This is a genomic window from Mycoplasma pogonae (assembly GCF_054170725.1).
Genome location: NZ_JBSWZS010000023.1, coordinates 1 through 8,535, shown reverse-complemented (window position 1 = coordinate 8,535; position 8,535 = coordinate 1). Strand labels below are relative to the sequence as shown.

General features: G+C 26.6%; 2 protein-coding genes. Both read left to right on the top strand.

Features of this window, described 5'->3' with window-relative positions; translation table 4 throughout:
- Window positions 1–1,281: hypothetical protein (locus ACW95P_RS04900; RefSeq protein ID WP_457962153.1), on the top strand; the 1,281-nt coding region annotated here is incomplete at its 5' end.
- A 241-nt stretch (window positions 1,282–1,522) separates the two neighbouring features.
- Window positions 1,523–8,389 (top strand): rhoptry family protein, encoded by a 6,867-nt coding sequence (locus ACW95P_RS04895; protein WP_457962152.1) that lies wholly within the window; start codon window positions 1,523–1,525, stop codon window positions 8,387–8,389.
- The last annotated feature ends 146 nt before the right edge of the window (window positions 8,390–8,535 follow it).

The following is an 8,535-nucleotide window of genomic DNA, read 5'->3' as shown; positions in this document are numbered from 1 at the left end:
GATGAAGTTGATAAAGCTGATTTTGCCAATAAAGTAAAAGAAGTCGATCAAAAAGCTAAAGATGCACTTAATACATTAAAAGAAATTGAAGACACCATTAAAAAACTTGAAGACACTAAAGCAGCAACAAATTATAAAGTTGCTAGTGATGAAAAACAAAAAGTTTTAGATGATGCTTTAAAGGAATTAAAAAATTTAAAAGATAGTAATTTACTAGATGATGGGGCATCAACAAAATTAGCCAATGCTAAAACCAAAGCGAATGATGCTTTAAATAATTTAGATGGAAATACAAATCTTCAAAAAGCAAAAGACAAAGTCGACACTTTTATACATATTCCTCAAACTGATCGTGATCAAGCGCGCGACAATTTACCAACTACATCATTAACTGATTTAAATCAAAGGGTAAAAGATCTAAAAGATATTAATGATACAATTGGTAAAAATAAGGATACTATTGATAAACTTCCAAATATTAACCAAGATACGAAAGATAAATTTAAAACAGATGTTGCTGTAGTTGATTGAAATAAATCAAAAGATGAAAATATTAAAAATTCTGACGATGCTAAAGATACTGTAATTGCTTTAAATGATAAATTTGTTAATTTAAAATTGGATCTTGATGAATATTTATCTATTCAACAAACTCCAACTTATACAGCTGCAACTAATAAAGATCTAGTTAACAAAAAAGTTGTAGAAGAAATTAATAAAATTCTTTCTAAAATTGTGATAAATGCCGATGATGTTACTTCAACTAATACTTTTAAACATGGTATTAGTGCCGCTGATATCGATGCATCTTTAAAAAATATTGAAGATGCAATTGCTAAACTAGATGGTAGATTAGAAGTAGAAAAAGCCAAAACTAAATTAGGTGATGAAATTGCTACTGATGAAAAATATAAAAATTTATCACATGCTACAAAACAAAGTTTACGCGAAATGATTAATGTAATTAATAGCAATCACACTGATTGAGATACAAAATTAAAAGAAGTCATTACAATAGCTGATCAAGCACTTCAAACAACAAAAGATATTGACCAAGAAATTGCTAAAGCTAAAGCAAATGAGGATGCGGATAGAGTTGTTAGATTGGAAGAGTCTAAAGAGGATGATTTAACTAATGTTACTGAAGTAATTATTCCTCAAAATCCAATGCCAAATGATGATTCAAAATCAAATAAAATATGATGATTATTTTCTTTAATTGCAATTATTCCAATTTCAGTCTTGGGATTCTTTGTAGCTAAATGAAAAAAAAGACCTTAAGTAATTAATCTTAAATTTAAATATTCCTAAATGTATTTTCTACAGCTAGGAATATTTTTTTTTTTTTTTAAAAAAAAAAAAAAAGTTTAAATTTACTAAAAATTTTCTACAAAATGAAAATTATTTTAAAACTTAGGCATTAATGTCTTTATATATATATATATATATATATTAAAATTAGTTTTTATTTGTATTATTTTTTAATATTTTTAAATGATTTTATTTTTTAAGAAAGGATTTTATGATTAAAAAATATAAAAATCTTAAAAAAGGTTTTCTATTTGTTTTAGCAACTACACCTTTAATAGTTTCTGCCATTTCTGTTTCTGCTTATGATGAAAAAAGAAGAGACGAAACTAAAATGCAATGAATAGATAGAAACTTTTCTTCTTTAACAGAGGGACAAAAAGATTATTTTGATTGAGTTCCAGAATACATAAGACCAAGTAGATTTCCTGACTTAGGTTCTTGAATTAATCAAATAAATTTAGATATGTTAGATTTACGTTTAAATGATACAAACTTTTCAAAAGCAGTTAACAATTCTGATGATGAGTATCATGACCACTTTTTTAAAGCTGATGAAAGTTTAAAAGAAAAGTTTCGACAACAAGCAAGAAAAATTAATAGTATGTTGAATGATAAAGATGACCCTAATTTTAAATTAACTGATTTAGGACAGCTGCAAGCAATTAAAGGTGAATTTTTTCAATCTTGAAATAACTTAAATGGATTTACAAAAAAATTAAGTGATTTAATCGATTCAAAATCCAATTTTTCTTCAACTCAAAAATCAACTTTAAAAACAATGATGGGAAATCAATTAGCAAGATTAAGAAATGATGATTCTGATCAACAAAATAATATTACGGAATCTTTTTTAGAGAAAGAAAAAGATTATGAAAAAATTATTAGCTCATTAGAATCATTAAATTCTAAAATAGAAGACTATTTAAGCAAAAAAACTAACAAAAAATATACTGCTGCAAGTTCAGAAAAAAAACTAGCTTTTGATAAAGCACTTAATGATGCAAAAAGCGTTGATTTATCATCCCGTAGACTTAAATCAGCTGATCTAATAAACTTAGAGAATAAAATTATCGAAACTTATAATGCACTTAATGGTTCAGAAGAATATGAAACTATTATAAATTCTGAAAAAAATAAAATCAGAAATTATAATAGTTTATCAACTAATGCTCAAGACGAGTTTATTAAACAACTAGATGATGCTTTTGAAAAATTAATCAATAGTAGTTTAAATACAACTGACATATCAGAATTTAGAAGTAGCGTTAATCAAACTGCTCAAAAATCAAAAAATTTAAATGATTCTTTCGCTAATCTAGAATCAGCTTTTGCAAAATATAAAAATACAATCAAAACTCCAAAACATGATGATGCAACAAACAAAAATGAAGAAGATCAAAAAGTTATTACAGCAATTAATAGTGTTTTAGATTCGCCCAAACTTACTGAATTAAATGAAGCATCATCAATTAGTAATGGTAAATTTTCTTATATTGATAGTTCAAAAGTTACTGAGGCAATAAATGCTATTAATGATGCTTTTAACTCTCTAAATGGTGATTTAAATAAAAGAAAAGAACAATCAAGAGAAAAATTATCTCATTCTCCATTAACTGAATTAAGTGAAAAAACATTAGAAGAAATTAATAAACAAATTAATAATGCAACTACAATAGATGCTTTAGATGCATTAGATACAAAAGCCAATAACGTTGCTACTTCATTTAAATCATTAAAAGATAAATACAATGAATTAAAACCGGTTTTAGATTCAACAAATTACAAATTATCAAACACAAAAGAGCACAATGAATTTCTTACAAGTTTTCAAGCATTAGAAGCTGAAAAAAATAAAAATGAAAATATTTTGGATATTCCCACTTCTACTTTTTTAAATCTAGTTGATGCTGTAGAAGCTGCTAAAATTGCTTTAAATGGTGACGTAAATTTAACAACAGCTAAAGATAAAATAGATGCTTTAACTAATTTAAGTAGTGACCAAAAAACACAAGCAAAAATAAAAATGGGAAATTTATCTAAAGTTAGTTCAATAACAGATTTAAATAATTTAGAAACATTATTTACAGATATCGATAGTAAGATTGGCGTTGCAAAAAGATCTATTAATGGAACAGATAGTTTAACTGATGATGAAAAAAACAATTTTATAAATAAATTAGGTCAAATTAATATTAGTGATTTAACAGAAACTCAAGCTCAAAATAAAATTAATGAAGTTGTTTGAAAAGCTAAAAAAACAGCTTGATATAATAAAGCATTAAAAGATATTGGAACCTTAACTCATTTATCAGCAACTTTAATTCAAAAAGTCAAAGATAAATTAAATAGTTTTGATAAAACCGATGCTGGAGAAACTGAAGCTGCATTTAAGACGAAATTAGACAATCTTGTATCTAAAACTGAGGCTTTAAACTCAAAATATAATAGTGAAATTGTTGCTAAATTTAATGATTATGTTGCTACAATCGGAACAACAAAATATGATGAAGCAAACAACAAAGACACTCAAAATGCTGCTGTTTATGCAGCATTAAACGAAATTGTAAGTCCTGCAGTATCCAAACCTACAATACTAACAAACTCAACCAATATTAATACATTAAAAATTGGTCTTGGATCTGATACTTTATCGGAAGTTGAAACGCTATTAGATAATTTATCTGCTAAAGCTACTGAAGTTGCTGGAAAAATTGAAGCCGCTAAAAATGGTTTGAATGGTGAAACTGTTTTGGCTACCAAAATTACTGATAAAAAACGAGAATTAGAACAAAAAATTAATAGTACAACAGAATTTAATGAATTGCCTGACGATGTAAAAAATTCTATTAAAAAAGAAATTACGGATACAACTTCATTAAGTGATCTTGATGATATTGAAGCTAGAATTGATGCTGCCAAACCATTAATTACTTCAATTAGAGAAAGAATTGATCAGCTTAAAGCAAAGCAAAATGAAGCTAATTATTTATTATCTAATCCAGTACCTAATCAATCAGATTATGATTCAATTATTACAAAATTAGAAAAACATTTAAAACAAAACTTATTTGATAATACTAAGAAAAACGCTGCTCAAACTGATTTAGATAATTTGGATCTTGCAACTGCTCAAGCATCATTGAATGGAGATGATAATTTAACTACAGCTGTAACAAATTTATCCTCATTATCAGATTTAAGTGATGATCAAAAAATTCAAGCAGGTAAAAAATTAAATAATTTAGCAACTGTAAATACAAAAGCCAAATTGGATGCAACTGCAACATCACTTTCTGATATCAATGCCAAACTTAAAAAAGCTAAAGAAGATATTAGTGTATTATCACATTTAACACAAGCATCAAAAAATAAATTAATTGAAGAATTAGGTAAAATTGATATTACCGATATTGATTTAACAACTGCTGAAACAGAAATTAATAAAATTGTAACTAAGGCTACAGATTTAAATACTTCTTTAGATAATGAATTAACAAAACTGAAAACAGTATTAAAAAAATATACTGATGAAATTAACAATCCAAAACATGATGTAACTCAAAATGTAAATAACATTGACCAAGATGTTTTAAATGAACTAAAAAAAGTACTTGGCAATGTAACTGATACAACACTAACTAACGGATTTAATATTAACAGCAAAAAATTATCAACAGATAATATAACCGCAATCCAACAAGCATCTGCAAACATTAATGCAGCTTTTGCTAAATTAAATGGTGATCAAGAAATTACTAAAATAACTAATAAATTGAATGAAGCTCCTTGATCTGGATTAAATGATGCTACAAAAAATTCTATTAGAACAGCAGCCATAGCAGCAACATCATATAGCCAACTTCAAGATGTTATTACAAAAGCAGACCAAGTAGTTACTGATGCAAATAAAATTAATCAAAAAATTACTGATATAAAAAATGTTAAAACAAAAGCAAATTATAAATTATCTGAAACATCTCAAATTAATGATTTTGATAACCAGTTATCAGCTTTAGAAACTAAATTTTCTAACGATGATATTTATAATAAAACAGCAGCCGAAATTGATGCAATTTTAGAACCAATAAATGTATCAAACGCTGCTTTAACTGGTGATGTTAACAAAAATAATGCTCTTAACATAATTAATAGCTTTACAAATATCCCAGAATCAACTCAACGAAATACAATTAAATCTAAAATAAATAATTTAGCTGAAACGAATACAAAAGCTAAATTAGATGCAATAGTAGATAAATTTAGATCAATTAATACTAAAATTGGTGATTTAAATTCACAAATAACAAATAATTTAAATCATTTATCTCCTGAGTTAAAAGATGAATTTAAAATAAAAGTTGCCAATATCAATATTGATGATGAACAATCAGTAATTGAGGCAGCAATTCAAAATAATTTTAATAATGCTGAAGCAATCAATGATAAATTTAATAAATTAAAAATTGCCGTTATAAACTATAAAGCAGCATTTACAAAACAAGAATATACTGAAGCTACATCTGAAAATAAAACTGCACAGAATCAAAAAGTTAAAGAAGCATTAGAATCAGTTTTAAAAGACAAAACATATACAAATATTGAAACTGAACTTCAAGCATTAACTTCAGAAACATTAAAAGCAGGCACAACCTTAGCTAGTGTCGAAGCAGCCATAACAAAAATTAATGATGCACTTAGTCAGTTAAATGGATTAACGCAAGTAAATCAAGACAAAGAAAAAGTTAGAGAAAAAGTTGAAAATACCGACACTTCTATTGGTATCTATAACACACTTAATGATGACACTAAAAATGCAATTTTAGCTGACCTAGATAATTCAGAAACTAATACCAAAGCAAAAGTCACAGAAATTGATACAAAAGCAAGCCAAGCATTAGATGCTTACAATGCTTTATTAGCTAAAATTGAGGAATTAGAAAACTACCAAGTTGACAAAGATTACAAATTAGCTAGTCAATCTGGAAAAGACGCTTATGATAAAGCACTTGCTAAGTTAAAAGAACAATTAACCAAAAACTTGTACAATAATACAATTCGTGCTGAAACTGAAGCTGCAATTACAACGGCATCAAGAGTTAAAAGTAATCTTGAAGGAAATGAAAATCTTGACAATGCCAAAACTGAAATTGCTAAATTGACTAATTTATTACCATCAACGATAACTGATATTCAAAATGATTTAGAAAATCTTGCTAAATATAGTGATAAATCTGCACTTGATGATGCTGTTGCTAAATTCCGGGAAGTCAATACTAAATTAGGTGAGGCAGAAACAAATATTAATGCTTTAGATAGTCTTTCGCACAATGCAAAAGAAGCATTTGTTCAAGAAACAAAAGTAATTGATATTAATGCTAATAAAACAGATATTTTAGATAAAATTGTTGCAGTTGAAACAAAAGCAACCGATCTTCATAACAAATATGATGAATTAAAAACAGCTTATGATGCTTATAAAACAGCAATGTCAACAGCTGATTATGTAGATGCAACCCCTACAGTTAAAACAAATCAAGATGAAAATGTAAAAGCTGCAACTAGATCTGTTTTAGAAGTTGAAACAACTCCTTCAGTTACCCAAGATTTAGAAGGGGGAATTAAAGAAGGAGTTATGTTAACTGATGTAAAAGCTGCGATTGCTAAAATTAAAAAAGCATTAACGGATCTAGATGGAAATGAAAATTTAGCCCGGGTTAAACAAGAAGTGCAAGAAAAAACAGCAGCTAATGGTGAATTTGGAGTTTTTAATGATGCAACAAAAACTGCAATTAATCAAGGCGTTACTGATGCTAATTTTGTTCCTGAAGTAGATATTATTGATGATAAAGCAACTAAAGCGCTTGAGACACTAAAAGAAATTCAAGATACAATTCAAAAACTTGAAGAAGCACAGCAAACAACAAATTACACACTTGCTGATGATTCTCGAAGACAAGATTTAGATGCAGTATTGCAAAAAGCCAAAAATTTAAATAATACTAATTTATTAGCAGATGATGCTAAAACCAATTTATCCAGAATTAAATCAGAAGCTGAATCTGCAATAAATAATTTAAATGGTAATGAAAACTTAAAAGATGCTCAAGACAAAATGGATACTTTTACAAATATTCCTCAACCTGAGCGTAACGATGCTAAAAATAATTTACCAACTACATCATTACCTGATTTAAAACAAAAAGTTAATGATTTAGAAGAGATCAATAATAACATTGGTAAAAATCAAAATACTATTCAAAATCTTCCAAATTTAAGTCAAGATACTAAAGACAAATTTAAAGAAGATGTAGCAAAAGTGGACTGATCAAAATCAAAAGATGAAAACATCAAAGATTCAGATGATATTACTGCAACAGCAGTTGCATTAAACGAAAAATTTACTAATTTCCAATTAGATCTTGATAATTATTTAACAATAAGAGAAACACCAACATATACAGCTTCAACTAATGGAGTGAAACAAAACAAAAAAGTAGTTGATGCAATCAATAAAATTCTTTTAGCTCCAGTAAATGATCCATATGATGTAACTGATGCCAATACATTTAAACATGGTATTTCAGTTGCTGACATTGATGATGTATTTAAAGAAATTCAAGATGCAATTAATGCACTTGATGGTAATGAAGAAGTTGAAAAAGCTAAAACCAAATTATTTGATTTAATTGCTAATGGTGAAAAATATAAGTCATTATCACATAATACTAAACATTCATTACAAGAGTCGATTAATTTAGTTACTCCTAATCAACATGATTGAAGTCAAAAATTAAATGATATTGCTAAATTAGCGGATAAAGCTTTAGAAAAATCAAATGCAATTGATGTTGAAATAGAAAAAGCAGAAGAAAAAGGTAATACAGAATCTATAGTTGGATTAAAAGAAGTTAAAGAAGGTGATTTAACTGTAACAACTAATAAACCAGTTTCAGAAAACTCTAATTTAAATTTAATTCCACAATCAAAGAAACCATGATGATTATTATCGCTATTTGCATTTGTCCCTGTTTTAATTTGAAGATTCCTTGCTGCTAAACGCAAAAAAATAAAAAAATAATTTAATTTAATAATGTTTTTTGATTAAAATGACCTTTTAATAATAGGGGTCATTTTTTATTTAATTTAACATTTATTAATTATTTGTTGATAAATATATTTTTATATTTAAATAAATTTTAGTCATTTTTTTAACAAAAAAAGCAC